The organism is Rhizobium sp. ARZ01 (genome assembly GCF_014851675.1).
In the GTDB taxonomy this organism is placed as follows: domain Bacteria; phylum Pseudomonadota; class Alphaproteobacteria; order Rhizobiales; family Rhizobiaceae; genus Mycoplana.
The window spans coordinates 2,315,813-2,342,109 of record NZ_JACVAE010000001.1 but is presented as its reverse complement, the minus strand read 5'-3'; the positions used below and the strand labels follow the sequence as shown (position 1 = coordinate 2,342,109).

The following is a 26,297-nucleotide window of genomic DNA, read 5'->3' as shown; positions in this document are numbered from 1 at the left end:
TCGGGGTCCGCGATCCGTTGCGGGCCCCTGTTTTCTGCACGAGGAAGCCTGTAGGCTCGCCGTCACTGGCCAAACCCCTCGCCGACTGCCGCTGGAATTGCCTGACCATGGACAACATCATCCTTGAAATGCGGAGCATCACCAAGACGTTTCCCGGCGTTAAGGCGCTCGACGACGTGAGCTTCAAGGTCCGTGAGGGCGAAATACACGCGCTCGTCGGAGAAAATGGCGCCGGCAAGTCGACGCTGATGAAGGTGTTGAGCGGTGTCTATCCGGCCGGTACCTACGACGGCGACATCCACTATGACGGCGAGGTCCGCCGCTTTTCGACGATCTCCGACAGCGAGCACCTTGGCATCATCATCATCCACCAGGAGCTGGCGCTGGTGCCGCTTCTGTCGATTGCCGAGAACATCTTCCTCGGTAACGAGATTTCCAACAGGGGTGTGATCCACTGGCCGCAGACCTTTGCCCGGACCAAGGAACTGCTGAACAAGGTCGGCCTCAATGAGTCGCCCTCCACGCTGATCACCGACATCGGCGTTGGCAAGCAGCAACTCGTCGAGATCGCCAAGGCACTGTCGAAGAGAGTGAGGCTCCTGATCCTCGACGAGCCGACTGCATCCCTGAATGAGACTGACTCCGATGCGCTCCTGAAACTTTTGATGGAGTTCCGCAGGCAGGGCATGACCTCGATCATCATCTCGCACAAGCTGAACGAGATCAAAAAGGTCGCCGACAAGATCACCATCCTGCGCGATGGCGGCACGGTCGAGACGCTCGATTGCCACAAGGAAGACATCAGCGAGGACCGTATCATCAAGGGCATGGTCGGCCGCGACATGGAGGACCGCTATCCTTCGCGTGAGCCTGATATTGGCGAGACGCTACTGGAGGTGAAGAACTGGAACGTCTTCCACCAGCAGCACCGCGATCGCCAGTTCCTGCACGACGTCAATTTCAATGTCCGCGCCGGCGAAGTCGTCGGCATCGCCGGGCTGATGGGGGCAGGGCGCACCGAGACGGCGATGAGCATCTTCGGCAAGTCCTGGGGCCACAGGATCACCGGCGAAGTGACGATGCGCGGCAAGCCGGTCGACGTCAGCACGATCCCGAAGGCGATCGACGCAGGGCTCGCCTACGTCACCGAGGACCGCAAGCATCTCGGTCTCGTTCTGATCAACAACATCAAGCAAAATACGACGCTTTCGAACCTCGAGGCCGTGTCGAAGAACGGCATCATCGACGACCACAAGGAAACGAAGGTCGCCACCGATTTCCGCTCGAAGCTGCGCATCCGTTCGCACTCGATCTATCAGGAGACCGTCAACCTTTCCGGCGGCAACCAGCAGAAGGTCGTGCTGTCGAAATGGCTGTTCACCAATCCTGAAGTGCTGATCCTCGACGAGCCGACGCGCGGCATCGATGTCGGCGCGAAGTTTGAAATCTACACTATCATCAACCAGCTTGCAGCCGAGGGCAAAGGCATCCTGATGATCTCTTCGGAGATGCCCGAACTGCTTGGAACCTGCGATCGCATCTATGTCATGAACGAGGGACGCATCGTCGCGGAGCTTTCCAAGGAGGAAGCAAGCCAGGAATCCATCATGCGCGCCATCATGCGCTCCGGGGAGAAACACTAATGGTCGCCGATACCAGCGCACTCACCACCAAACCGTCCATCGGGGACTATCTAAAGAACAACATCCGCGAGTACGGTCTGTTGATTGCCCTTGTGGTGATCATGCTGCTCTTCCAGATTTTAACCGGCGGCGTGTTGTTCAAACCCGTGAACCTTACCAACCTGGTGCTGCAGAACTCGTTCATCGTCATCATGGCGCTGGGCATGTTGCTGATCATCGTGGCCGGTCATATCGACCTTTCCGTCGGCTCGATCGTCGCCTTTATCGGCGGTATCTCGGCGATGATGCTTGCCAAGTGGGGCTGGCATTTCGCTCTCGTCGTGCCGTTGTGCCTGATCATAGCGGCGGCGATGGGAGCAGCACAGGGCTATTGGGTCGCCTACCAGAAAATTCCTGCTTTCATCGTCACGCTCGCCGGTATGCTGGTGTATCGCGGTCTTACCTATCTCGTGCTTCAGGGGCGTCCGATTGGTCCATTCCCGAAGGACTTCCAGATGCTTTCGACGGGCTTCTTGCCTGATTTTCTTGGCTTCCTCGGGCCGATTTCGTTCAGCACACCGTGGATCCAGTTCCAACAATTCCTGATCGATCCACGCACTTGGCAGGTCAACTGGCCGGAGCCGCAGTTTGTGATGGCGACTTGGACAGTCAACAATGTCTTTGCCCTTGCTATCGTACTGCTGGCGGTAGGCCTCATGATCTATCGTGGCTTCCGGGCCCGCCGGTTGAACGAGCTGCATCATACCGAGAACGAGCCGTTCGGCTTCTTCCTTGCGCAAATGATTATCACGAGCGTCGTCGCCATCGCGCTCGGCTTCCAGCTTGCGAGCTATCGCGGCCTGCCGAACGTCCTCGTGCTGATGGCCCTCCTGATCGTCCTCTATAGCTTTCTCACCACGCGTTCGACGATTGGCCGCCGCATCTACGCGATGGGCGGCAACGAGAAAGCGGCGAAGCTTTCGGGCATCGATACGGAACGGCTGACCTTCTACACCTTCGTCAACATGGGTGCCCTTGCTGGCCTCGCCGGCATGATTATCGCTGCACGGCTCAACTCGGCTACGCCGAAGGCCGGCCTGGGCATAGAACTCGACGTGATCGCGGCCTGTTTTATCGGCGGAGCGTCGGCCTCCGGTGGCGTCGGTAAGATCACCGGCGCGGTGATCGGCGCATTCATCATGGGTGTCATGAACAACGGCATGTCGATCATGGGACTTGGCATCGACTACCAGCAGCTTATCAAGGGGCTCGTGCTCCTCGCAGCTGTGTTCTTCGACGTCTACAACAAGAACAAGGGCTGACCGGCTTTCTGTCGGTCTGCCCGGGCACGTCATCCACGATTGGGCCGCGCGGCGGTCGGACGGCGCGGCCCGGACCGCGTCCATGGCAGAGCATTGCCGACAGGCGCTCGCCGAAATGCAAGGAAGTGAAACATGCTGGTATCGCAGTTGAAGAATGCCGATGGCTCGATCACCGTCGTCGTGCGCGAGGAGGGGGAGGCAGCTCGCGCGGTCAAGGGCGCTGCGAGCCTTCACGCGCTTGCCATGGAAGCAGCCGACGGCGGCAAGAGCCTCAAGGCTGTCATCGAGGCGCATGGCTTCGGGGACACTGTTGACCTCGAGAAGGCCTATGCCGAAGGTCGCCTGCTGTCGCCGATCACCCATCCCGATCCGGCCCACCTGCACTTGACCGGCACGGGCCTGACCCATCTGGGCTCGGCCGCCACGCGCGACGCCATGCACAAGAAGACCAGCGAAGCGGCAGCGGAAACGCTCACCGACTCGATGAAGATGTTCAAGATGGGGCTTGAAGGCGGAAAGCCGAAGCCTGGTGAGAAGGGCGTGCAGCCCGAGTGGTTCTACAAGGGTAACGGCACGCAGGCAGTTGCGCCGGGTGCGGCCCTGACCTCGCCCTCCTTTGCCGAGGACGGTGGCGAGGAGCCGGAAATGGCTGGCATCTACGTGATTTCCTCCGAGGGTATCCCGTTCCGCATCGGCTTTGCCGTGGCCAACGAATTCTCCGACCACGTGACCGAACGGGTCAACTATCTCTGGCTTGCCCATTCGAAACTGCGTCAGGCGAGCTTCGGCCCGGAGATTCGCGTCGGCAACGCGCCAGAGGACATCCGTGGCACTTCGCGCATTCTGCGCGACGGCAAGGTGCTGTGGGAAAAGCCGTTCCTGTCGGGAGAGGCGAACATGTCGCACACCTTCGCAAACCTCGAATACCACCACTTCAAGTACGGCCTGTTTCGCCAGCCGGGTGAGGTTCACGTGCATATGTTCGGCACGGCGACGCTCTCGTTCGGCGAAGGCATTCGCACGCAGGAAGGCGATGTCTTCGAGATTGGCGCCGACGGCTTTGGCCTGCCGCTACGCAACCCCTTGGCAATTGCCAAGGAAGAGACGATCGAAATTCGGCAGTTGTAATGCGCGTGGGCTGTGGAGTGCGGCCCGAAATGTGACAGGAGGGCAATGCCCATGACCATCCACCAGAACCTGATCGCCGGCGAATGGGTCGGCACGGACGCGGTGAAGAACATCAACCCGTCGAACACCAACGACGTGGTGGGCGAATATGCCCGTGCTTCCGCTGATGATGCGAAGGCGGCGATTGCGGCTGCCAAGGCTGCATTTCCGGCCTGGTCGCGCTCCGGTATCTTGGAGCGCCACGCGATCCTGAAAAAGACCGCCGACGAGATTCTGGCGCGCAAGGACGAACTTGGAACGCTGCTCGCGCGGGAAGAGGGCAAGACGCTGCCGGAAGCAATCGGCGAGACGATCCGCGCCGGCCAGATCTTCGAGTTCTTCGCTGGTGAATGTCTGCGCCTTGCCGGCGAAGTGCTGCCGTCGGTGCGTCCGAACATCGGCGTCGAGATCACGCGCGAACCGGTCGGGGTCGTTGGCATCATCACGCCCTGGAATTTCCCGATCGCCATTCCCGCCTGGAAGATTGCGCCGGCCCTTTGCTACGGCAACACCGTCGTCTTCAAGCCGGCGGATCTGGTGCCGGGCTGCGCCTGGGCGATCGTCGACATTCTCCACCGGGCCGGCCTGCCCAAGGGGGTGCTGAACCTCGTCATGGGCAAGGGCTCGGTCGTCGGGCAGGCAATGCTCGACAGCCCGGACGTGCACGCGATTACCTTCACCGGCTCGACGGGGACGGGAAAACGCGTGGCAGCCGCATCCATCGAGCATAATCGCAAGTTCCAGCTGGAGATGGGCGGCAAGAACCCGTTCGTCGTGCTCGACGATGCCGATCTTACCGTGGCCGTCGAGGCCGCCGCCAATTCCGGCTTCTTCTCCACCGGCCAGCGCTGTACCGCCTCGTCGCGCCTGATCGTCACGGAGGGCATCCACGACAAGTTCGTGGCGGCGTTGACGGCAAAGCTGAAGACACTGGTCGTCGACGACGCGCTCAAGACCGGCACGCATATCGGTCCGGTCGTCGACGGAACGCAGCTGAAGCAGGACACCGACTATATCGAGATCGGCAAGGGAGAGGGCGCGAAGCTCGCCTTTGGCGGTGATCTCTTGAAGCGCGACAATCCGGGCTTCTACCTGCAGCCGGCTCTCTTCACCGAGGCCACGAACGAGATGCGCATCAGCCGCGAGGAGATCTTCGGTCCGGTGGTTTCCGTCATCCGGGTCAGGAATTACGAGGAGGCGCTGGCCACCGCCAATGACACGCCGTTCGGTCTCTCCTCCGGCATTGCCACGACCAGCCTGAAGCATGCGACCCACTTCAAGCGCAATTCCGAGGCGGGGATGGTGATGGTGAACCTGCCGACGGCGGGCGTCGACTTCCACGTGCCTTTCGGCGGCCGCAAGGGTTCCTCCTACGGCCCGCGCGAGCAGGGCAAGTATGCCAACGAGTTCTACACCACGGTCAAGACCGCCTACACGCTGGCATGACCAAAGTGCCCCGGCACTGGCGTCGGGGCACCTTTCTCAAGGACGAGTGAAATGAAGAAGAAAGCGGAATGGCCGCGTAGGCTGAGATCACAGGAATGGTTCGGCGGCACGAGCCGGGATGTGATCTATCACCGCGGCTGGCTGAAGAACCAGGGGTATCCTCACGATCTGTTCGACGGGCGCCCGGTGATCGGCATCCTCAACACCTGGTCGGATCTGACGCCGTGCAACGGCCATCTGGGCGAGCTCGTCGAGAAGGTGAAGGCGGGTGTTTGGGAGGCCGGCGGCTTCCCCGTCGAGGTGCCGGTGTTTTCCGCCTCCGAAAACACCTTCCGCCCGACCGCGATGATGTTCCGCAATCTTGCCGCGCTGGCGGTGGAGGAGGCGATCCGCGGCCAGCCCATCGACGGCTGCGTGCTGATGGTCGGCTGCGACAAGACCACGCCGTCGCTGATCATGGGCGCTGCCTCCTGCGACCTGCCTTCGATCGTCGTCACCGGCGGGCCGATGCTGAACGGCTATTTCCGCGGTGAGCGCGTCGGCTCGGGCACGCATCTGTGGAAGTTCTCCGAAATGGTGAAGGCCGGCGAGATGACGCAGGCCGAGTTCCTCGAGGCGGAGGCCTCGATGAGCCGTTCCTCGGGCACGTGCAACACGATGGGCACCGCCTCCACCATGGCCTCCATGGCCGAGGCGCTGGGCATGGCGCTTTCCGGAAACGCCGCTATTCCCGCGGTCGATTCCCGGCGCAAGGTTATGGCGCAGCTCACCGGCCGGCGGATCGTGCAGATGGTCAAGGACGACCTGAAGCCCTCCGACGTCATGACGAAGCAGGCCTTCGAGAACGCCATCCGCACCAACGCGGCGATCGGCGGATCGACTAACGCCGTCATCCACCTGCTGGCCATGGCCGGCCGCGTCGGCATCGACCTGACGCTTGATGATTGGGACCGCTGCGGCCGCGACGTGCCGACCATCGTCAACCTGATGCCGTCGGGCAAGTACCTGATGGAGGAATTCTTCTATGCCGGTGGCCTGCCGGTGGTGCTGAAGCGCCTCGGCGAAGCAGGCCTTCTGCACAAGGATGCGATCACGGTATCCGGGGAAACCATCTGGGACGAGGTCAAGGACGTCGTCAACTGGAACGAGGATGTCATCCTACCCGCCGAAAAGGCGCTGACCTCTTCGGGCGGCATCGTCGTGCTGCGCGGCAACCTCGCGCCGAAGGGTGCGGTGCTGAAGCCATCGGCCGCTTCGCCGCATCTGATGGTGCATCGGGGCAGGGCGGTCGTGTTCGAGGACATCGACGACTACAAGGCCAGGATTAACGACGACAATCTGGACATCGACGAAACCTGCGTCATGGTCATGAAGAACTGCGGGCCGAAGGGTTATCCAGGCATGGCCGAGGTGGGCAACATGGGGCTGCCGCCCAAGGTGCTGAAGAAGGGCATCACCGATATGGTGCGCATTTCCGACGCCCGCATGTCCGGCACGGCCTACGGCACCGTCGTGCTGCACACCTCACCGGAAGCGGCGGTCGGCGGGCCGCTTGCGGTCGTGAAGAACGGCGACATGATCGAGCTCGACGTACCCAACCGTCGTCTGCATCTCGACATTTCCGAGGAGGAACTGGCGCGGCGGCTCGCCGAATGGAAGCCGAGCCATGAACAGGCGGCTTCCGGCTATGCCTGGCTACACCAGCAGCACGTCGAAGGAGCCGACACTGGCGCCGACCTCGACTTCCTGAAGGGATGCCGCGGCAACGCCGTCGGCAGGGACAGCCACTAGCAGAGTTGCTTTTGAGACCGCAAATCGATGAAAAGGCGGGTGAAGACCCGCCTTTTCTCTGATGGTCGCTGTCACGCTTGCAACGGGAACGCGGGCTTGCCCTCCGGCGTGACATTGACACTTGGGTCCGTGCGCGGCCCGAGTTATGTCTTGCCCGCCCGCGTTGAACCTAAGCATCAGCATTTTTGCTTTGACCGCCGGTAGCGGTGGGGCCTATCGGTCGGTCTGACTGCATCACACTGCCGACCGGAGTCTTCATGTCCCCCGATCGCCTGGCTCCGGCCTTGTTCGTCCTGCTCTGGTCCACGGGGTGGGTGGCGGCCAAGTTCGGTAAGACATACTCGGATCCCCTGACCTTCCTGAGCGTTCGCTATGCGACAGCGGCGGTTTTGTTTGTCGTGCTATGCCAATGCTCTGGCGTTCGCTGGCCGCGTGACCGGTCGACGATAGTCCATGCGATCATTTCCGGCGCGTTTCTGCATGGCTTCTATCTGGCTGCGGTTTGGTGGGCTGTCGGGGCGGGCGTTCCGGCGGCATTGTCCGGCATCATTGCTGCGCTCCAGCCACTCATGACGGCGCTGGCGGCGCCCTATTTCATCGGTGAGAAGCTTTCGCTAGTGCAGAAGGCGGGGCTACTGCTCGGCTTTGGAGGTGTCGCCGTCGCTGTGCTGCCGAAGCTCATCGGTGTGGACCACGGCGAAATTCAGACTGTTGCGCTGGTCATCAACGTATTGGGGATGGTTTCCGTCACCTACGGAACGATCTATCAGAAGCAGCATCTGCATAGCGGCGACATTCGCGCAATCGCCACCCTGCAATACATTGGTGCGCTGGTCGTCACATTTCCGCTCGCCTTTCTGTTTGAGCCGTTGCAGGTTCAATTGTCCTGGGGCTTTGCGGCCGTTCTTGCCTGGTCGGTCCTCGCCAATTCCATGGGCGCGATCCTGTTGCTGCTCTATCTCTTGCGCCGCGGTCAGGTGTCGCGCGCAGCTTCGCTGATCTACCTCGTCCCGCCGTTGGCGGCGTTAGAGGCAGCAATTGCCTTCGGTGAGGAACTGACGGCGCCGATGATCCTCGGAACAGCGATTGTTGTCGTCGGGGTCTATCTCGCCAATCGCAAGGACGCGCGGACAGTACCGGCGGAGTAAACTTCGCCTGCCGCACATATGAAAATGGCGGGCCGGAGCCCGCCATCAGGTCGATTCGGGTTGAACGGCTTACGCCTGCTCGCGCCGCTGGCCGTTCGGCTTGCGCGACTGACCGTTGCGACCGCCGTTGTTCTGGCCGTTGCGGCCGCCGCCGTGGTTGCGGTTGCGCGGGTCGCCATGTTTTTGGGCGGGGCGGCCAGGGGCGTGCCGGTTCGGCGCGCCCTCATTCGCCGTCGCATCCTGCCGGCGTTCCTGCCGCTTTTGCGGACGGTCGGAGAAGCCGCGATCAACGATTTCGCCGTCAGTTCGGCCGGCTGCCGGGCGCTGCCCCTGCGCGCCGCGCGCACCCTGGCCCTGCGGCCGTTGCGGGCGTTGACCGCCGTTGCGCTGGCCGCCATTGCCGCGGCCCTTGCGCGACTTGCCGCCGGGGCCGGCAATGTCGGCTGGCGCCTCACCACTGGCTACGGCAATCGAGATGCCCATCAGCCTCTCGATATCGCGCAGCAGGCGAATGTCGTCTGGCGCGCAAAACGCGATCGCGATACCGTCGCGGCCGTTGCGGGCGGTGCGGCCGATGCGGTGCACATAGGCGTCCGGCACTTCCGGAAGGTCGTAGTTGTAGACGTGGGTGACGCCCGGAATGTCGATGCCGCGGGCGGCAACGTCGGTTGCGACCAGGACGCGGATCTCGCCGTCCCGGAATGCCTTGAGTGCCCGCTCGCGCTGACCCTGGCTCTTGTTGCCGTGGATCGAGGCAGCCTTGAAGCCGACGTGGTCCAGATGCTTCATCAGCTTCTCGGCGCCGTGCTTGGTGCGTGAGAAGATCAGCGACAGGCCGTCCGGGTTATCGGTGAGCGACTGCTTGAGGATCTGGGTCTTCTGGTCCTTGCCGGGAACGAAGTGGACGTACTGCTCCACCTTGTCGGCAGCCTTGCCGGGCGGCGTTACCTCAACCTTCATCGGGTTGGTCAGGTACTCGCCGGCAAGCTCGGCGATCAGTTTCGGCATGGTGGCGGAGAACAGCAGCGTCTGCCGGTTCTTCGGCACGAGCCTGGAGATCTTGCGCAGGTCGTGGATGAAGCCGAGGTCGAGCATCTGGTCGGCTTCGTCGAGGACGAGGTAGCGGCCCTGCGTCAGCGTCACCGCCTTGCGGGCGACGAGGTCGAGCAGGCGGCCGGGCGTGGCGACGAGGATGTCGGTGCCGCGCTCCAGCATCTGCGACTGTTTGTTGATCGATGCTCCGCCAACGACGGTTACGACGCGGAGCGGCGTCTTCTTGACGAAGTCGCGCAGGTTGTCGGCAATCTGGTTTACGAGTTCGCGGGTCGGGGCGAGTACGAGTGCACGAATGTTGCGCGGATCGGGGCGACGGCCTTCGGCCAGCAGCCGCTCGATCATCGGCAACCCAAAGGCGGCTGTCTTGCCGGTGCCGGTCTGGGCGAGACCGATCAGGTCGTTGCCGGCGAGCACCAGCGGGATCGCCTTTTCCTGGATAGGGGTCGGCTTGTCGAAGCCGAGCGCCTCGAGGGAAGCAAGAACATTCTTCGACAGACCGAGGTCGTGAAAAGTAGTCAAGTCAATAGCCTTTCGGGGCGCCAAACGCATCGGCCGGACGGGCACCATGCCGATCCGGTTTCGTCTGGCGTCAAGAACCCCGCGTGATTTGGGAACTTGTGGTTGATAAAGTGGTCAGGCGCAGTCTTCCGCGCGCTGGCGGAACAATTCACTTGCGCGCATCCTTCTTCCGCGATCCAATCGGGGTCTCGCAGGGCTCGCTCACGCGGCGGCCGGAAGGTGACGCTGGTCCCATGTCGGTTTTTTGGGCCGGAAAGTCAAGTACAGTTTTCGCAGTTGCAACATGGGCGTGCCACTAGAGATGGAGGGAACTTGGGCCGTAGCCTTGCGTTGCACCGGGGTGAGACACTGCGCATCGATGCCGGGGGCCGTGGCACGAAACTGTCGCGACCGGAAGCCGCCAGGGAGTGAAAACGATGACAAACACTTGGATTCTCGCTGCCGATGGTAATCAGGCCCGCCTCTTGAAGGGCATCAACTTTCTCAAGGACGGGCAAAAGAGCCCGGAGCAGGAGATCTTCCGGAGCGAGCCGAAAAGGGCGCAGGACATCATGAGCGACAAGCCCGGACGCAGTTGTGCCTCGCACGGGCCGGGGCGCGCGGCCATGGAGTACACGAGCGATCCGGTACGCGATGAACAGGAGCGGTTCACCGCTGAAGTGGCGGAAAAGCTGGAGTGCTATGCCGATGCCGGCGCCTTTGATCGTTTGATCGTCTGCGCTGCGCCCCAGACACTCGGTGCCCTGCGCTCGATGCTGGGCGCCAAGTCGCGTGAAAAGACAACTGCGGAGATCGACAAGGACTTCACGAATCTGCCCACCGAGAAGCTGGTTTCTTCGGTGCGTTCAATCATGTTCGAGTAGCCGCGTTCCGCATACCTCCTTTGCCTAAATTGTCGCGCCTCGGCGCGGCTTGATATCGTCGCGCTTCGAACTCCGGGGAGGCCGAGCATGCGGACGCGTCAAGCCTTTGTTCTATCCATCTTGTTTCTCTGTCCCTTCACTCCGGCAAAGGCCGAAACGCCGGTCGAGCGGGGCAAGTATCTGGTGCAGTTCGGCGGCTGCAACGATTGTCATTCGCCGGGATATTTCTTCGGCAAGACGACTCCCGAGACTTATCTTTCTGGCTCCGATGTCGGTTTCCAGTTACCTGATGGAACCTTTGTTGGTCCCAACCTCACGCCGGATGACGAGACAGGACTTGGAAAATGGTCGGAGGCCGAAATCATCACCGCGCTGCAAACGGGTGTCCGGCCGGATGGTCGCGTGCTCGCCCCAATCATGCCCTGGCATGCCTTTGCCAAACTGACGAAGGACGATGTCGCAGCAGTCGCCGCCTTTCTGAAATCACTGAAACCGGTTCGCCACAAAGTTCCGGGTCCGCTTGGCGCCGGTGAGAAAGCTCCCTTCCCGGTGATGACGATCATCGTCCCGGACGCCAAATGAGACGCAGCCGGGGAGGCTATGAGTCCGACTGCGGGCTGCATTCGGACCTGCGCTTGGCGACGAAGGCGTCGAGTTCCTCCTCGATTGCCGAATCGAGCGGTGGCCGCTCGTAGGTATTCAGCTTTTCCTTGAACACGCGGCTGGCATGATCAAATGTCGTCGGCCGGCCGGCCTCAGACCAGGCCTCGTAGTTGCGCCGATCGGAAAGAATCGGCGAATAGAAGGCGGTCTCGCAGCGAACGAGCGTGTGTGGCGTGACGAAGTAATGGCCGCCGGGACCGGTCTCACGAATGACGTCAAGGGCGAGTGCCTCGGTGCTGACATCGAGTGGCGTCAGGAACTCTGCCACCATCTGCAGCATGTCGACGTCGAGGATGAACTTCTCGAACGATGCGGTGAGCCCTCCTTCGCTCCACCCTGCCGCGTGCATGATGAAGTTCCCGCCCCCCTGCGTCAGGGCCCAGAGCGAGAAGGCCGCCTCGTAGGCAGCCTGCGCGTCCAGCGCGTTGGAGGCGCTGGTGTTGGAACTGCGATAGGGCATGTTGTACTTGCGGGCCAGCTGGCCGCCGGCGATTGCAGCCCGCATGTATTCCGGTGTGCCAAACGCCGGAACTCCGGTCCTCATGTCCACATTGGACGTAAAGCCGCCATACATCACGGGCGAGCCCTTCCGAACCATCTGTGTGAAGGCGATGCCGCACAGTGCCTCGGCGTTTTGTTGGACAAGCGCGCCGGCGATCGTCACCGGGGCAGTCGCACCGGCAAGTGTGAACGGTGTAACGACGACGACCTGGTTGCGCGAAGACATCTCGATGATGCCCTGCAGCATCGGCCCGTCGAGACGCAAGGGCGAAGAGGTGTTGATGTTGGTGAAGGCCGATGGTTCGCGCTCCATCTGCTCCATCGTGATGCCGCGTCCGATGCGGGCGATCTCTATGCCGTCGATTGTGCGCTGGCGGTCCAGCGCGTAGACGTGGAACACCTTGTCCGTGAGCTTTACCAGGTCGGACAGGCAATCCAGGTGTCGGATCGATGCGTCGATATCGACCGGCTCGACCGGATAGCCACCGGTGGTGTGGATGATGTCGTAGCACTGGGCGAGCTTGACCAGCTTGCGAAAGTCCTCACGGTTGCCTGCACGCCTTCCGCCTTCGCGATCGGTGACGAAAGGGGCGGAGGCGACCTGCGCAAAGGCGAGGTTGTTGCCGCCGATCTCGACATTGCGCAGCGGATTGCGCGCATGCATCGTGAATTCAGGCGGAACCGACGCCATCATATGCATGATCAGCCCGCGATCGAAGCGAACGCGGTCGGTGCCGGGCGTCACATCGGCACCAGCTTCCTTCATCCGTTCGCGCGCCTCCGGCAGGATGATGTCCATGCCGACTTCTTCAAGGATGGTCAACGAAGCTTGATGGATCGCCTCCAGGGCGTCCTCGGAAAGGACTGTCGATCGTGCCGTAGAATTGGTGAGGTTCAGATACTTGGAGCCGCCCGGGGATTTGCGTTGACGTTCGAGGGAACGTCCGCCGGACCGCCTGCGGTGCCCTGTGGGTGCCTCGGAGGCTTGCTTTCCAAGGTGCAGATCCAGATTTACAACGTCACCCATCGTGTTGCACCGATTGTCATTGGTTGCGGAAGATATTGCCATATCACGTCCAAAGACGATCGGTCATTTGCGACAGCGGAGTGTCTGGACGGACATCGGTTCACGGCAATTCTGGGGTGTGTTGATGCAACCCGGCCGCGCATGGACAATAATCCATTAACCATCTGTTCAATTCCTGCGTGCTATTGCCGAGTGGGAATCTCCCTCGTCCGGGAAGCGTTGTGTGGCTGAAATCGAAGATGATCCGCTGATTGCTGCTTGTGAGCGTATCCGCTCGCAGAAGTCGCCTGCTTATATCAAGAGCAGCGAGATGCGATACGTCGCCGTCAACGCGGCCTTTTGCGAGCTATTCGGGTTCAGCCAGGAGGACGTCGTTGGACGGAGCGACGACGATATCGGCGAGACCGAAGGTCACGAAGACAGGAGTGAGCACGAGCGCCGCTGCTTGGTGTTCGGCAGTGACGAGACGGTGCGCTACCGGCACCTGCAAAGTGGCGCAAGCTTCATCATCTCAGTACGGCGCCAGCGGATTTCCGCCGAACTCTCGATCATCGTCGGCACTTTCATTCCCGCCAACGAAGCCCTTGTTGGCCGTGTCGATGCGCTCGCCCGCGGCGCGGGGATCTCGTTTGGCAGGAATCCGGCAGCGGAGGCACTCGACCTGATCGTCACCGGCGGTGGCGAGAATTCGCCCCAGCCTCTCGCGGCGAATCCCGCAGCGGACGCGGCTTCGGCGGAGTATGTGCTCGACGCGATCGGCACGGGTGTCGCGATCTTCGATCAAAGCGGACGTCTGACGCACGCCAACCGTGTCATGCGTGAATTCTACCGTGCCCTTGTCGGCGACCTCCCAGACGCCGCGCTCGACATGCGGACGCTTCTCTGCGCCATCCATGACGTCGAGACACCGGATGTCGACCCCGCGGAACGCGAGACCTGGATCGAACAGCGCCTCGCCGAATACGATCTGCCACTTTTCGAGCGCGTCAGCCGGACGATTGCCGGTGGCTGGATGCGGCTGGTAACGCAGCGCCGTCCCGATGGCACACTTGTAGCGCTGCGCTCCGATGTCACCGCGCTGAAGGAAAGCGAAGGGCGGCTGCGTCAGCAGGGCCAGGAGATTGCTCTCTATCGCGCGCTTCTCGATGAGCTCCCTGTCGCAACCTACGTGCGCGACGAGAACCAGCGGCTGGTGTTCGCAAACCGTGCCTTCCTCGATCTGATTGGGGCGACAGCAGCAGACATCCTCGGGAAGACCACGGTGGAAATGTATCCCAAGCAGGGAGAGCATTTTCGCGTCGCGAACCAAAAGGTGCTCGATACCGGTGAGCTCAGCGAGTGGGAGTTCGAGTTCTGGCGTCCGGACGGGACTGTTGTGCCGACCATCTCCCGCGCCTATCGAGTCACGTCGGCCGATAGTCGCAACTATCTCATCGGCTCGATGACGGACACGACGCTACTCAAGCGACGGGAAGACCAACTGATCGAAGCGCGCCATCAGGCCGAGGCGATCAAGTCCGATCTCGAGAGCATCGTCGCTTCGCTTCATGTCGGTATCGTCGTGGTCGACGAGGACTCGACGATCGAGCTTGTGAACGGCGCGTACGAAAGCTTGTGGGATGGCGCTCTGCCGCAATTGCAGGGCAAGCCGTTGTCCGACCTCCACCGCTTCAAGCGGGAGCAAGGCGAGATGATCGAAATGCAGGAGGGGGTCTGCGATGCCGATCACGAGACATGGCTTCGGCGTGTCCGCGATGGCAGTTTCCCCTCGCGCGAAGTGAGTTATGCCAACGGCAGAACGTTGATCGAGTCAGGTCAACCCATATCAGGCGGCCGCTGCCTGCTGACCTATATCGACATTACCGATCGCCGCGCGCGCGAACGCGAAGTGCTGGAGACGCGCAGCGCCCTGGAGGAGGTGGGCAGCCTCGTGAAGGATGCGATGTCGGCGATGGGCCAAGGCCTGCTCATCATCGACAACGGTCGCATCGAGCTTGCCAATGAAGCGCTGTTTTCAATGTTCAGCGCGCCGCCCGCCATGCTCCAGCCAGGGGCTCTGGTCGCCGACCTGATCGAAGACAGCGCCCGGCGCGGAATCTATGGCCACATCGGCGACCAGCGGGTCGAGGCGCGTGATTTCTTTGAGACATTGATGCGTGACCGACCCACACCCATCGTCTTCCGCAGCGGCAGGGGTGTCTGGTTGCAAATGGAAGCGCGGCCGACCGAGCATGGCCGTATCGTCCTCGTCTATTCCGATATCACCGAGCTGAAGGCGCGCGAGGACGAGCTGCGACAGCTTGTCGTGCGCGCCGAAACTGCGGACAAGGCGAAGTCGGAATTCCTTGCAAACATGAGCCACGAAATCCGCACGCCGATGAACGGGGTTCTCGGCATGGCCGAGCTGCTGGCAAAATCGAATCTCGACACCCGCCAGAAGACCTTTATCGACATCATGACGAAGTCCGGCCATGCGCTGTTGACGATCATCAACGACATACTCGATTTCTCAAAGATCGACGCTGGGCAGATGAGTTTGCGAAAGACGCCGTTCAATCTCGTGGAGGCCGTTGAGGACGTCGCGACGCTGCTTTCGGCAAAGGCAGCGGAAAAGGACATCGAGCTCGTCGTGCGCGGTGCGGCCGATATTCCGGCTGTCGTTGAGGGTGATGCGGGACGGTTCCGTCAGATCGTGACCAACCTCGTGGGCAATGCGGTGAAGTTTACCGACCATGGTCACGTTCGGATCGACATGTCAGCGGCGGGGCTGGAAGACGGCAGGGTCGGGATCACCTTGCGCATTGAGGATACCGGCGTCGGAATTCCTGCAGATAAGCTTGCTTCGGTGTTCGAGAAATTCTCGCAGGTCGATTCTTCCTCCACCCGCCGACACGAGGGGACGGGATTGGGCCTCGCAATCACGGATGGGCTCGTCAAGCTTTTCGGTGGAACGCTTTCTGCGGAAAGCACGGTTGGGCAGGGATCGGTTTTCACTGTAAATCTGCCCATGGAGGTTGAGCAGGCGGATGCGTCGAATGTAGCGGTACCCGTCAACGTTCGCGGCGCGCGCGTTATCGTCGCTGACCGCAACGAGGCCACACGCGAGGTAGCGCGCGAACTGCTGACGGAATGGGGCTTCGATGCAACAGCAGTTGCCAATGCCGAGGAGGCGCTTGCGTTGCTTTCAGCGGCGGCGGCCATCGAGATCACCGTGGAAGCGGCCATCGTTGACAAGAACATTCGCGACGCCGGCGGACGCCACCTGATCGAGGCGATCCGCGAGGATTTCCCCGCCACCGCCCTTATCGCACTTTCGGCGCTCGGCGAACCGGCACAGGGGGGCGGGCTCGATACGATTGAAAGCGATGGGCACCTGATGAAACCGATCCGCGCGGGGCTGTTGCGCGAGACGGTGTGCGAGGTGATCCGCTCCGTTCGTCAGCAGAAGTTCGCGAACCTCACGCGGGCAATCAGCAGCGATCATTCCGCCATTGAACTGCCGCAGCCATCCGACGCTTCGACTTCGGAACCCATCGACGTTCTGGTTGCCGAGGATAACGAAGTCAACCAGATCCTCTTCCGGCAACTGCTGGAGGCTTCAGGCGTCAGCTACGAGCTCGTGGCCGACGGCGCCCAGGCCGTCGAGACCTTCAAGCGGCGAAAACCTCGCATGATCCTGATGGACGTGTCGATGCCGGTGATGAACGGCCATCAGGCGGCGCGTGCCATCCGCGATATCGAAGCGGATACCGGCGAACGGACACCGATCGTCGCGGTCACGGCCCATGTCCTGGACGGCGACCGTGAGGCGTGCCTCGCATCCGGCATGGATGATCATCTGATGAAGCCGATAAGTTTCGATCGGCTGGAGGAAACGGTGCAGCGCTGGCTGAAGCTGGACGAGCGCGCTCCTAAGCGCTCGACAGTGCATTGAGGCGAGGCTCTACGCCCGCTGGCCGCACAGCATCTCGCGTTTTCCTGCAAAGCCGGGCCGGCGGTTCACGGTGAAGCCGGCGGCGGCAAGGTTACGGCGGACGAAGCCCGCCGCGGCATAGGTGGCGAAGGTGCCTTCGGCGTTCGTGTGCGCAAAAATCTCACGCATTAGCTCGGCCGACCACATGTCCGGATTGCGCGAAGGCGCGAAGCCGTCGAGATACCAGGCATCGAATGCAAGACTGCTGGCTGTGAGCCTCTCGAACGCCGGACCGCAGATCACTGTCAGCCGTGTCTGATCGTCGAGGGCAAGGGCGATCTGGCTTTCACCCTCTGGCGCTTCGGGCCAGAGCGAGGTGAGCGCCTGCCGCTCGGTGTCGATCTCCGGCCAGTGGGAGAGGGCGCGGTCGATCGCAACGCGCGTCAGCGGGAAACGTTCGAACGAGACGAAATGCAGGACGTCGCCGGCAGGACGGGCCAGACGCCATTGGCGCCAAGTCTCGCAGAGATTGAGGCCGGTGCCGAAGCCCAACTCACCGATCGCAAGACCTCCGCCCTCAGCCCAGCGACCGGGCAGTCCGTTGCCATCAAGGAAGACGTGGCCGCATTCCAGCCGGCCATCGGTGCGACAATAAAAATGATCGCCATAGGTCTGGGAATAAGGCATATCGCCCTCATGCCAGTCGAGGGTCAGTCCGCTCGGTGCGGAGGCGGTTTCAGGAGCGTTCTCAGCCATGCCATCAGTCGATAGTCGCGCGCGCTCCGCCGGTCAACCGGTGCCGGACGTCCTGGTGGTCGGCGCAGGTGTCATGGGTCTTTGGGCCGCGGTCATGGCGGCGCGGGCGGGACTTTCCGTGGTGGTCCTGGAACGGGACCGGGTGGGAGCAGGCGCCAGCGGCGGTCTCCTCGGGGCACTGATGCCGCACCAGCCGGATCGTTGGAATGCCAAAAAGCAGTTCCAGCTACAGGCGCTGGTGTCGCTGGAAGCGGAAATAGCGCGTCTGGAAGCGGAAAGCGGCCTTTCGACGGGCTATCGTCGAACCGGGCGTCTGATGCCGCTCGTTGCCGACCATCATCGCGAGCGCGCGCTCAAGCATAAGATTGATGCGACGACGGCCTGGGCGCTCGGCGGCAGGACCTTTTCCTTTGACGTTCTTGACGCGTCTCCCGTTCAGGATTGGCCTGCGGCGGAAGCGATGCCGGCTGGTGTTGCGTTCGACAGCCTTTCCGGCCACCTCTCGCCGCGCCGCTTGCTGCAAGCGCTTCGCGCCTTGCTGGAGGGGATGCCACGGGTCGAAGTCCGGGAGGGAGCAACCGTCGTCTCGATCGATCCGTTGGCTCGCACGGCACTCCTTGCCAATGGCGAGCGCATTGGTTTCGGGCACATCGTTCTTTCGGCTGGTGTTTCCAGTTTCGATCTCTTTTCCAGCCTCGGACTGCCGCTGGCTCGTGCGATCGGAACTGCTGTGAAAGGGCAGGCAGCTCTTTTCAGGGGCGACATCGATCCGGAACTTCCAATCATCTTTGATAGCGGCACCTTTGTCGTCCCGCATGAAGACGGGTACTGCGCCGTCGGCAGTACCAGCGAGGACAGCTTCGATGATCCTGCTTCGACCGATCAGCTTCTCGATGATGTTGTCACCAGTGCCTGTCGCCTCGCGCCGGTTTTGCGAACCGCGACACTTATCGAGCGTTGGGCCGGTCTGCGGCCGAAGGCGATCGGACGGGAGCCGATGGTCGGGCTACATCCGGATTTTTCCGCGGTCAGTCTGCTCACCGGCGGCTTCAAGATAAGCTTCGGCATCGCACATGAATTGGCCCGCCTCGTCGTATCGGAGATCGGCGGCAGCCCGGTCGAGTTGCCGCCTGCCTTCACCGTTGCGGTGCATCTTGAAGCAGCGCACCGCAAGATCTGACCGTTACATCCAATGCGGCACGCCGTAATAGTCGTGGATCAGCTTGCCGTTGCGGCGGTTCCATTCATATTCCGCGTCGCTGTTGTAGTGCGGGGCTGTCTCGACCTGCTCCTTCGTCACATCGATCCGGTAGCCGCCAAGGCCTTCGTCATAGCGAAGCTTGCTCCACGGCAAAGGATAGTGATCGTGGCCGATGCCCAGGAAGCCGCCGAAGCTCAGCACCGCGTAGGAGACGTGGCCGCTGCGCTTGTCGAGGATCAGGCGCTCGACCGAGCCGATATGCTTGCCGTCCGCGCCGTAGACAGCTGTCCCCTCGACCTTGTCGCTTGCAATCAGTGCCTCGGTTTCCCTGATGTTTGCATCCTGCGGAATCATGGTTTCACTCCTTTTTGTCGTTCCTGAAGAGCAACGCATCGTTGTGTCGGTTGTTCCGCGGCGGTCGAAGTTGCAAGAGCGGCGCTTCATCATCGCTCGGCTGCCGATGCCTTTAGCCTAAGGCTTGGGATAGGTTGGATTTCGCCTCGACTTTCCGGTCGTGAATGCTACCGTTCGGCCAAATATCCAAGGTGAAATCATGTCCGAAAAGAACTATCCGCGCGATCTCGTTGGCTACGGCCGCACGCCGCCGAATCCTCTGTGGCCCGGAGGCGCGCGCATCGCTGTGCAGTTCGTCGTCAACTATGAGGAGGGCGGCGAAAGCTGCGTTCTCGACGGGGATCCGGCTTCCGAATGCCTGCTGTCGGAAATCGTTGGCGCGCAGGCCTGGCCGGGTCAGCGCAACCTCAACATGGAATCGATCTACGAATACGGTTCCCGCGCCGGTTTCTGGCGGCTGTGGCGGCTGTTCACCAGCCGGGATGTGCCGGTAACAGTGTATGGCGTGACACTTGCAATGGCCCGCAATCCTGAGGCCGTTGCCGCCATGAAGGAGGCAAACTGGGAGATCGCCAGCCACGGCTATCGCTGGCTGGAATACAAGGACGTTCCGGAAGAGGTTGAGCGCCAGCATATCCGTGACGCCGTGAGGCTCCATACCGAACTGACAGGCTCCCATCCGCTTGGCATGTACCAGGGCAAGCCATCTGACAACACGTTGCGGTTGGTGATGGAGGAGGGCGGTTTCGTCTACTCCTCCGATTCCTATGCCGACGATCTGCCCTATTGGGTGAAGGGGCTGAAGGACGAGCCGTTCCTGATCATCCCCTATACACTTGAGACGAACGACATGCGCTTCGCCACGCCGCAGGGCTTCAATTCCGGCGATCAGTTCTTCACCTACCTCAAGGACGCCTTCGACGTGCTCTACCAGGAGGGCAAGGAAGGCAGCCCGAAAATGCTCAATATCGGCCTGCACTGCCGCCTCGTCGGCCGTCCCGGGCGCGTTGCATCGCTCGCTCGCTTCGTTGACTACGTGCTGTCGCACGAAAAGGTCTGGGTGCCGCGCCGCATCGATATCGCTCGTCACTGGCACGAACATCACAAACCGAAGGCCGGAGCATAAGATGAGACGCGAGGACTTCGTCGCCCGCTTCGGCGGCATCTTCGAGCACTCTCCCTGGATCGCCGAGCGGGCGTTCGATGCCGGTTCCATCGTGGAGCCGCTGACGGCCGAGGGCGTGCATCGAGCGCTGGCCGCGCAATTCCGGTGCGCCACCGGCGAGGAACAACTCGGCGTTCTGCGTGCTCACCCCGATCTCGCCGGCAAGCTGGCGATTGCTGGTGAATTGACCGAGGACAGCCGCAAGGAGCAGGCGGGCGCCGGGCTCGATCGGCTGAGCCCCGAGGAGCACGCCTGGTTCACCAAGCTCAACACGGCTTACGTCGGGAAATTCGGCTTTCCGTTCATCATCGCGGTCAAAGGCTTGACGAAGAATGATATCCTCGCCGCCTTCGAGACGCGGATAGAAAATGGTCGCGAGCAGGAGTTCGAAACAGCCAAGGCGCAGGTCGGGCGGATCGCTCTCTTGCGGCTGACGTCCTTGCTCCCTGGAGATGAGAATGCCTGATATTGACTCCGCGAACGACAAGCCCGTTGCGCTTGCGATCCGCCCGTTGACCAAGGAAGCCTTCGCACCTTTCGGAACGGTGATCGAGGCCGATCCCTCGACCATGCGCCATATTAACGGCGGCACGACGGAACGCTACCATGCGCTGGCCGAAGCCGATGTGACGGGCGACGATGCGCGCGTCATCATCAATATCTTTCGCGGCAGCCCGCGCGCCTTCCCCTATGTCGTCGACATGATGGAGCGCCATCCGCTCGGCAGCCAGAGTTTTTCGCCGATCGACAATCGTCCCTGGCTCGTCGTCGTGGCCGAGGATGATGGCGGACGGCCCGGTATGCCCCAGGTGTTTCTGGCCAATGGCCGGCAGGGTGTGAGCTATCGGCGTAACGTCTGGCATCATCCGCTGATGGCGATCGGCGCTGCCAGCGATTTCCTCGTTGTGGACCGAAGCAGCTCAAGCGACAACCTGCAAGAGTTCTTCTACGACAAGCCCTTTGTTATCGAACATCCGGGAGTGACCGAATGAGCAAGGCCGGGCGCCTGACCACCCATGTTCTCGATACGGCCCTTGGCAAGCCCGCCGAAGGACTGACAATCGAGCTTTTCTGGCTGGAAGGCAACGAGCACCAGCGTATCACGACTGTGAAGACAAACGCGGACGGTCGCGTCGACGCCCCGCTTGTCGAGGGCATAGGTTTCATGGCCGGAACCTACGAGCTTGTGTTTCATGCGGGGGATTACCTGCGTCGCGCCGGAGTGGACCTACCCGAACCCGCCTTCCTCGATCTCATCCCCTTGCGCTTCGGGATTGCTGACCCCTCCAGTCACTACCACGTCCCGCTGCTGCTCTCGCCCTACGGCTACTCGACCTATCGGGGCAGTTGATAAGAGTAAGTGGTTGTTCCAGGCCGGTAGCGGCGCAATTTGCAGCGTCTGCAGCTACAGCCTTGCCTCTGGCTCCAGCAGCGCCTTCAAGATCGTTGGCAACAAGCTGGTGTTGAACAAGGCGCTCAACTATGAGACCGCCCAGAGCCACACCGTCAGGCTGGTCGCAACCGACGGCAGCAAGCTCTCGTCCACAACGACCGTTAAGGCCGGTGTCGCCGATGTGCTCGAGACGATCAAGGGCACTAGCAAGGCCGAGACGCTGAAGGGCGGCATCGGCGCCGACAAGATCGACGGCTACGCCTGCAACGACGTGATCTCCGGCGGCTCGGTGATGACAAGACCTGGGGTGGTCTCGGCGCGGACAAGCTCATGGGCGGCGCGGGTGCCGATACCTTCGTCTTCAAGGCGAAGGCCGAGTCGATCTCGACGGCGCGCGACACGATCTACGACTTCTCGAGCAAGCAAGGAGACCGTATCGATCTCTCGGGCTTTGATGCCTACGAAGCGAAGGCCGGCATCCAGGACTTCAATTTCATCGGCACGAAGGGCTTTTCCGGCAAGGCGGGCGAGCTTCGCTACGAAACGAAGGCCAACGACAGCTACGTCTATGCCGATACCAACCGGGACAAAAAGGCTGATTTCGTCCTCCACTTTGACGACAAGATCAGCTTCGTGACGGGCGACTTCCTGTTCTAGGTGCAGTCGGCCGGTAATTCGGCCACGCAACAATAAGAAAGGCCGCAGCGAGAAATCGCCGCGGCCTTTAGTTTGGGAGAGGCTCGGAATGCGATGCCTATCGTGTCTCCCGCGATTTTGCCGATCAGAGGGTGGCCTTCATCGCCTTGCCCGCCACATAGGTTTCTTTCACGGCCCGGTCGTCGCCGACCGTTTGCAGGAGGAATAGCTCGTCCGCGAGCGAGCGGACCACTTCCATCCTGAGGGCCATCGACGGCGTGGCGGATGCGTCAAGCACGACGAGATCGGCGTCCGTGCCCGGCTCCAGCGTGCCGATCCTGTCGGAGAGCGACACGGCTTCCGCGTTGCCGAGCGTCATGTGATAGAAGCTCTCGAACGGGTTCAGACGCTCGCCGAGCAACTGCTGGATCTTGTAGGTCTCGTCCAGCGTCTTCAGCATCGAATAGCTCGTGCCGCCGCCGACATCGGTGGCGACCCCGATGCGCACCGGCTTGTCGCGGCGGGTAAGCGCCTTCAGCGGAAAGAGGCCGGAGCCGAGGAACAGGTTGGAGGTCGGGCAGTGCACGGCGACGGCACCCGCCTCGCTTATCGCATCCGCTTCGCGGTCCGAGAGATGGATACAGTGGCCAAACAGGCTCTTGGGGCCAAGCAGCCCGTAATGCGCATAGACATCGGTGTAGTCGATCGCGTCGGGATAGAGCTGGGCCGTGTAGCGGATTTCCTCGTCGTTCTCCGACAGGTGCGTCTGGATATGGAGATCGGGGAACTCGCGCGCGAGCAGAGCGGTCGCCTCCATCTGCGCCGGCGTCGAGGTGATGGCGAAGCGGGGGGTGATGGCGACGTGGTTGCGGCCCTTGCCGTGCCACTCCTCGATGACCACACGGGTCTCGTCGTAGCCCATCTCTGGTGTGTCGAGCAGACCCTGCGGCGCGTTCCGGTCCATCATAACCTTGCCGCCGATCATGCACATGCCGCGTCGCAGCGCTTCGGCGAAATAGGCGTCGGCCGAGGCCTTGTGCACCGAGCAATAGGCGGCCGCCGTCGTTGTGCCGTGGCGGATCATCTCGTCATAGAAATGTCGGGCGATGCGGGCCGCATGCGCCGGCTCGACGAACCGGCACTCTTCCGGAAACGTGTAGGTGTGCAGCCATTCCAGCAGGTTGGCGGCATAGGCGCCGATCACCTGCATCTGTGGGAAATGCACATGCGTATCTATAAAACCCGGCATGATGAGATATGGCCGGTAGTCGATCTCCTCGGCATCGGCGGGCGCGCCCGCCCTCACATTGGCGTAGTCGCCGATGACGACGATCCGGCCGTCCTCGATCAGAAGGCCGCCGTCGCTTTCGTAGCGATAGCTGCCCGTATCGTCGATGCCTTCGGGCCTGCGTACGAACGTCAGCAGGCGGCCGCGCAGGAGTTTGGTCGTCATTGTGTCGTTTCTCCATAGACCGCGCTCTCATACCACGCGGTCAGCACGCGACGTTCCTCGGGGGTGACGTCGGTCACATTGCCGGGCGGCATCGCATGGCTGCGACCTGCCTGCAAATAGATTTCGCGCGCAAGGCTCGCCACTGCCATGTCGGTGTCGAGGATCACGCCTTTGGGCGCCGCCTGCAACCCCTCCCAGACGGGCTCGGCTGTGTGGCACATGCTGCAGCGGCTGGCGACCACGTCGCGGGCGGCGGGGAAATGCGCATCGGTCGCAAACTTCTGGAAAACCGGAACTGGGGCGACGGCCTGTGCCGTCTCACCAGTCAGGACTTTCGGCACCGTTGAGAGCCACGTGATCAGAATGAACAGCAAGGCGGTCGCGAGCCATGTCCAGGTCGGACGGCCCTTGCGGGCGTGGGTCGTGTTGAACCAGTGCCGGATCGTCACGCCCATCAGGAAGACCAACGCCGCGATGATCCAGTTGAAGGCGGTCGCGAATGCCAGCGGATAATGGTTCGACAACATGAAGAAGATGACGGGCAGCGTCAGGTAGTTGTTGTGTAGCGAGCGCTGCTTGGCGATGACGCCGTATTTCGGATCGGGCATCCTTCCGGCGATCAGGTCGGCGACGACGATCTTCTGGTTCGGGATGATGATGAAGAAGACGTTGGCCGACATGATGGTGGCGGTGAACGCGCCGAGATGCAGAAAAGCGGCGCGGCCGGTGAACACCTGCGTGTAGCCCCACGCCATGGCTACCAGCAGGATGTAGAGCAGGATCATCAGACCCCACGTGTTCTTGCCGAGCGGTGACTTGCAGAGAAGGTCGTAGAGGATCCAGCCAAGCGCCAGGGAGGCGAGCGAGATCGCGATTGCCGTCGGGGCGGAAACATCAAGCACGTGCCGGTCGATCAAAAAGAGTTCGGCGCCGCCGTAGTACACTAGGCAGAGCATTGCGAAACCGGAGAGCCAGGTGACGTAACTCTCCCATTTGAACCAGGTCAGGTGCTCGGGCATCGACGCCGGCGCGACCAGATATTTCTGGATGTGGTAGAAGCCACCGCCGTGCACCTGCCATTCTTCGCCATAGGCGCCGGGGGGCAGGTGGGGGCGCTGCACAAGCCCGAGATCGAGCGCGATGAAGTAGAAGGACGAGCCAATCCAGGCGATTGCGGTGACCACGTGCAGCCAGCGGACGGCAAATACTATCCACTCCCAGGCGATGGCGTATTCATACATGCGTTGCCCCTCTTATTCGTTCGCATCGGCACATTGCGAGAAAACCGCACAGGAGGGAAGGGGAACGGTGGCGGGTTCCACTGCTGAGCGTCAGTCGATGAAGGTTGGCGCCTCGGAGCGCAGCCAGTTGCGGAACAACCTGATCTTGGGAATGTTGCGCCGGCTTTCCGGATAGACCAGCCAGTGCGCCTTGCCGTCGGCACAGGCGATGTCGAAAGGCTGGTAGAGCCGGCCGAACGCCACGTCGTTGGCGAAGAATTCGGGGTTCAGCATGGCGACACCATGGCCGCCCATCACTGTGTCCGCCTCCAGCGTCTGCGTGCCGAGATAGGTGTGCGGCCGGTCGCTGAGATCGACGCCGGGCACGCCTGCTTCGGCAAACCACTGCACCCACCAGGGGTCTGTCGGGTCGAAGATCGGCAGCTTGAGCAGATCCTCCGGCTTGTGTATGCCGCCGACACTTGCGGCCAACTTCGGGCTCAGCATGGGCGTGAAGGTCAATTCCATGATGCGATGACGGGCGAGCCCCGGCCAGTTGCCATCGCCGTAGCGGATCGCCACATCAACCGCCTCGCGGGAAAAATCGACCAGGTGCTGATCGGTGAGCAGGCGCACGGCGACGGTCGGGTGCTGCAGGTGGAAGGAGCCAAGGTGCGGCGCCAGCCATCTCGAGGCCATCGTATAGGTCGCGCTGATCACCAGCGTGCCCTCGGCATCGTTCTGTAGGGAGGCGAAGGCGTCGCTCAGGATGCCGAACGCCTCGGCGACCTTCGGTGCAAGGCGCTGGCCGATTTCCGTCAGCACGATCTGTCGCGGACGCCGCAGGAAAAGTGGTTCGCCAAGCAGATCCTCCAGCAGCTTGATCTGGTAGCTGACGGCCGTCTGCGTCATGCCGAGGTCCTCGCCGGCCTTCGTGAAGCTGCCATGGCGAGCCGCGGCGTCGAAGACGCGCATCGCATTCAGCGGGAATTGTCGCGCCATTTTCATGGATAAGCTCTCTTGATGCGTCCAGTCGGATGTTCGATTGGAATTCGAGCACTTCACGGCGCAAACTGCAAGC

At 61.9% G+C, this 26,297-nt stretch carries 22 protein-coding genes; 15 read left to right on the top strand and 7 right to left on the bottom strand.

Going from position 1 to position 26,297, the window contains the following annotated elements; all coding sequences use genetic code 11:
• Positions 1-107 precede the first annotated feature (107 nt).
• The 6 genes from mmsA to IB238_RS11145 all read left to right on the top strand — a co-directional run bounded on the left by mmsA (position 108) and on the right by IB238_RS11145 (position 8,496).
• On the top strand, positions 108-1,643 hold the full coding sequence (gene mmsA / locus IB238_RS11170; protein WP_192246199.1) for a multiple monosaccharide ABC transporter ATP-binding protein: 1,536 nt from the start codon (positions 108-110) through the stop codon (positions 1,641-1,643).
• Positions 1,643-2,944 (top strand): multiple monosaccharide ABC transporter permease, encoded by a 1,302-nt coding sequence (gene mmsB, locus IB238_RS11165; protein WP_192246197.1) that lies wholly within the window; start codon positions 1,643-1,645, stop codon positions 2,942-2,944. Before mmsA ends, mmsB begins: the two co-directional genes overlap by 1 nt.
• Positions 2,945-3,076: 132 nt before the next feature.
• On the top strand, positions 3,077-4,072 hold the full coding sequence (gene araD1, locus IB238_RS11160; RefSeq protein WP_192246195.1) for an AraD1 family protein: 996 nt from the start codon (positions 3,077-3,079) through the stop codon (positions 4,070-4,072).
• Positions 4,073-4,123: 51 nt separating this feature from the next.
• A complete protein-coding gene (locus tag IB238_RS11155) occupies positions 4,124-5,557 on the top strand; it encodes an aldehyde dehydrogenase family protein (RefSeq protein ID WP_192247671.1) in 1,434 nt (477 codons plus the stop codon).
• A 51-nt stretch (positions 5,558-5,608) separates the two neighbouring features.
• Positions 5,609-7,348, top strand: a complete 1,740-nt coding sequence (gene araD, locus IB238_RS11150; protein WP_192246194.1) for an L-arabinonate dehydratase — start codon at positions 5,609-5,611, stop codon at positions 7,346-7,348.
• 257 nt (positions 7,349-7,605) lie between these two features.
• Positions 7,606-8,496 carry a DMT family transporter gene (locus tag IB238_RS11145; protein ID WP_192246192.1) on the top strand — a complete coding sequence of 297 codons (891 nt, stop codon included), beginning with the start codon at positions 7,606-7,608 and terminating at the stop codon, positions 8,494-8,496.
• Positions 8,497-8,565: 69 nt separating this feature from the next.
• Here IB238_RS11145 and IB238_RS11140 read toward each other — a convergent pair whose 3' ends face one another.
• Positions 8,566-10,071, bottom strand: coding sequence for a DEAD/DEAH box helicase (locus tag IB238_RS11140; RefSeq protein WP_192246190.1), 1,506 nt, complete (start codon positions 10,069-10,071; stop codon positions 8,566-8,568).
• Positions 10,072-10,487: 416 nt separating this feature from the next.
• Here IB238_RS11140 and IB238_RS11135 point away from each other — a divergent pair, with 416 nt between their 5' ends.
• Entirely contained in the window at positions 10,488-10,934 is a 447-nt protein-coding gene (locus IB238_RS11135; protein WP_192246189.1) for a host attachment protein, read from the top strand.
• Positions 10,935-11,021: 87 nt separating this feature from the next.
• Positions 11,022-11,516 carry a c-type cytochrome gene (locus IB238_RS11130; RefSeq protein ID WP_192246188.1) on the top strand — a complete coding sequence of 165 codons (495 nt, stop codon included), beginning with the start codon at positions 11,022-11,024 and terminating at the stop codon, positions 11,514-11,516.
• Positions 11,517-11,532: 16 nt separating this feature from the next.
• Here the strand turns inward: IB238_RS11130 and IB238_RS11125 are convergent, their stop codons facing one another.
• Entirely contained in the window at positions 11,533-13,125 is a 1,593-nt protein-coding gene (locus IB238_RS11125; protein WP_192246187.1) for a trimethylamine methyltransferase family protein, read from the bottom strand.
• Between the two features lie 223 nt (positions 13,126-13,348).
• On the opposite strand from IB238_RS11125, the gene IB238_RS11120 reads away from it, so the two are divergent.
• Positions 13,349-17,059: a PAS-domain containing protein gene (locus tag IB238_RS11120; RefSeq protein ID WP_192246186.1), complete on the top strand. Its 3,711-nt coding sequence runs from the start codon at positions 13,349-13,351 to the stop codon at positions 17,057-17,059.
• 9 nt (positions 17,060-17,068) lie between these two features.
• Here the strand turns inward: IB238_RS11120 and mnmD are convergent, their stop codons facing one another.
• On the bottom strand, positions 17,069-17,794 hold the full coding sequence (gene mnmD, locus IB238_RS11115) for a tRNA (5-methylaminomethyl-2-thiouridine)(34)-methyltransferase MnmD (RefSeq protein ID WP_192246185.1): 726 nt from the start codon (positions 17,792-17,794) through the stop codon (positions 17,069-17,071).
• Positions 17,795-17,834: 40 nt separating this feature from the next.
• Here mnmD and IB238_RS11110 point away from each other — a divergent pair, with 40 nt between their 5' ends.
• Positions 17,835-18,974, top strand: a complete 1,140-nt coding sequence (locus IB238_RS11110; protein WP_192247668.1) for an FAD-dependent oxidoreductase — start codon at positions 17,835-17,837, stop codon at positions 18,972-18,974.
• A 3-nt stretch (positions 18,975-18,977) separates the two neighbouring features.
• On the opposite strand, the gene IB238_RS11105 is transcribed toward IB238_RS11110, so the two are convergent.
• Positions 18,978-19,349: a PRC-barrel domain-containing protein gene (locus IB238_RS11105; RefSeq protein ID WP_192246184.1), complete on the bottom strand. Its 372-nt coding sequence runs from the start codon at positions 19,347-19,349 to the stop codon at positions 18,978-18,980.
• Between the two features lie 199 nt (positions 19,350-19,548).
• Between IB238_RS11105 and puuE the strand changes: the two genes are divergently transcribed.
• The 5 genes from puuE to IB238_RS11075 all read left to right on the top strand — a co-directional run bounded on the left by puuE (position 19,549) and on the right by IB238_RS11075 (position 22,564).
• Positions 19,549-20,475: an allantoinase PuuE gene (gene puuE / locus IB238_RS11100; RefSeq protein ID WP_192246183.1), complete on the top strand. Its 927-nt coding sequence runs from the start codon at positions 19,549-19,551 to the stop codon at positions 20,473-20,475.
• Position 20,476: 1 nt separating this feature from the next.
• Positions 20,477-20,980: a 2-oxo-4-hydroxy-4-carboxy-5-ureidoimidazoline decarboxylase gene (gene uraD, locus IB238_RS11095; RefSeq protein ID WP_192246182.1), complete on the top strand. Its 504-nt coding sequence runs from the start codon at positions 20,477-20,479 to the stop codon at positions 20,978-20,980.
• Entirely contained in the window at positions 20,973-21,506 is a 534-nt protein-coding gene (locus IB238_RS11090; protein WP_192246180.1) for an ureidoglycolate lyase, read from the top strand. The genes uraD and IB238_RS11090 overlap by 8 nt, the downstream gene beginning before the upstream one ends.
• Positions 21,503-21,865 (top strand): hydroxyisourate hydrolase, encoded by a 363-nt coding sequence (gene uraH / locus IB238_RS11085; RefSeq protein WP_192246178.1) that lies wholly within the window; start codon positions 21,503-21,505, stop codon positions 21,863-21,865. Before IB238_RS11090 ends, uraH begins: the two co-directional genes overlap by 4 nt.
• A gap of 303 nt (positions 21,866-22,168) precedes the next feature.
• Entirely contained in the window at positions 22,169-22,564 is a 396-nt protein-coding gene (locus IB238_RS11075) for a M10 family metallopeptidase C-terminal domain-containing protein (protein WP_281414460.1), read from the top strand.
• 124 nt (positions 22,565-22,688) lie between these two features.
• Here IB238_RS11075 and guaD read toward each other — a convergent pair whose 3' ends face one another.
• The 3 genes from guaD to IB238_RS11060 all read right to left on the bottom strand — a co-directional run bounded on the left by guaD (position 22,689) and on the right by IB238_RS11060 (position 26,224).
• Positions 22,689-23,996, bottom strand: coding sequence for a guanine deaminase (gene guaD, locus IB238_RS11070; protein ID WP_192246174.1), 1,308 nt, complete (start codon positions 23,994-23,996; stop codon positions 22,689-22,691).
• Positions 23,993-25,237 (bottom strand): urate hydroxylase PuuD, encoded by a 1,245-nt coding sequence (gene puuD, locus IB238_RS11065; protein ID WP_192246172.1) that lies wholly within the window; start codon positions 25,235-25,237, stop codon positions 23,993-23,995. The genes guaD and puuD overlap by 4 nt, the downstream gene beginning before the upstream one ends.
• A 90-nt stretch (positions 25,238-25,327) precedes the next feature.
• The gene (locus IB238_RS11060) at positions 25,328-26,224 is read right to left on the bottom strand and encodes a LysR substrate-binding domain-containing protein (protein WP_192246170.1); all 897 of its coding nucleotides are present in this window, start codon (positions 26,222-26,224) and stop codon (positions 25,328-25,330) included.
• Between the last annotated feature and the right edge of the window lie 73 nt (positions 26,225-26,297).